The 1,408-nt window shown below is 61.2% G+C and carries 1 protein-coding gene; it reads left to right on the forward strand.

The window, feature by feature from the left end:
- Nucleotides 1-160: 160 nt before the first annotated feature.
- Nucleotides 161-1,372 carry an IS256 family transposase gene (locus KBO27_RS33325; protein WP_246538829.1) on the forward strand — a complete coding sequence of 404 codons (1,212 nt, stop codon included), beginning with the start codon at nt 161-163 and terminating at the stop codon, nt 1,370-1,372.
- Nucleotides 1,373-1,408: the final 36 nt, after the last annotated feature.

Here is a 1,408-nt window from a genome sequence, read left to right on the forward strand (position 1 = left end):
GGGACTGTCGGGGTAACGGTGTTTCCAGCCTGACGCGCCGGGCGTGGGTCCGGCGGGATGGGCACTGTGAGTGATGAGCTCTGACGCTGTGAGCGCAGACCGGAAGAAGATCGGCAAGTCGGATCGGACGTTGTCTCCTGAGCAGGCCGCTGTGGCCGAGATGGTGGCGATGGCCAAGGACCAGGGCCTGGATTTGACCGGTCCGGATGGGCTTTTGAAGCTGTTCACCAAGAATGTGTTGGAAACGGCGTTGAACGAGGAACTGACCGAGCACCTCGGGCATGAGAAAAACCGTGCCGACTCGGGCCGGGATTCAGCGAATGTGCGCAACGGTTCCCGGGCGAAGACCGTGATCTCCGATTCGGCCGGCGCGGTCGAGATCACGGTTCCGCGGGATCGTGAAGGAACATTCGAGCCGCGGATCGTACGAAAGCGGCAGCGCCGTCTCGGCAGTGTGGACGAGGTGGTGTTGTCACTGTATGCGAAGGGATTGACCACCGGGGAAATTTCCGCGCATTTCGCGGAAATCTACGGGGCGTCGGTGTCCAAGGACACGATCTCCCGTATCACCGACACGGTCGTACGGGAGATGGAGGATTGGCGCAACCGTCCGCTGGATTCGGTCTACGCCGCGATCTTCATTGACGCTGTCGTGGTCAAGGTCCGGGACGGTCAGGTGGCCAACCAGCCCGTCTACGCGGCGATCGGGGTCACTGTGGACGGCCGCAAGGACGTGCTGGGGCTGTGGATGGGCACCGGCGGCGAGGGCGCGAAGTTCTGGCTGTCGGTCCTGATGGATCTGAAAAATCGTGGCATCACCGATGTCTTCTTCTGCGTCTGTGATGGCTTGAAAGGACTCCCGGATTCCGTCGCCTCGGTGTGGCCGCACACCATCGTCCAGACCTGCATCGTCCATCTGATTCGCAACACTTTCCGGCTCGTTCCCCGGCAGAAATGGGACGAGGTCAAAAAGGACATCAAACCGATTTACACCGCACCGAACCCGGACGCGGCACTGGCCGCTCTTGACGATCTCGACGAGAAATGGGGAAAACAGTACCGGGCCATGATCCGATTGTGGCGCAACGCCTGGGAAGAATTCACGCCGTTCCTCTCCTACGACGTCGAGATCCGGAAAGTGCTGTGCTCCACCAATGCAATCGAATCCCTCAACGCCCGCTACCGTCGAGCGGTCCGCGCACGAGGACATTTCCCCAACGAACAGGCAGCGCTGAAATGCCTGTATCTTGTGACCCGCAGCCTGGATCCCACCGGAGCCGGCCGCACCCGATGGACGATACGTTGGAAGCCAGTCCTCGACGCCTTCGCCATCACCTTCGGTGACCGCTGGCCGGACGCCGAAACCTACTGATCAACACGCTGGAAACACCGTTCCTGCGAAAGACCC

This window comes from Saccharopolyspora endophytica (genome assembly GCF_018070075.1).
GTDB classification, from domain to species: Bacteria; Actinomycetota; Actinomycetes; order Mycobacteriales; family Pseudonocardiaceae; genus Saccharopolyspora; species Saccharopolyspora endophytica.

Coding starts and splice junctions, on each gene's coding strand:
- KBO27_RS33325 (WP_246538829.1), top strand. CDS start 161: ATGGTGGCGATGGCCAAGGACCAGGGCCTGGATTTGACCGGTCCGGAT.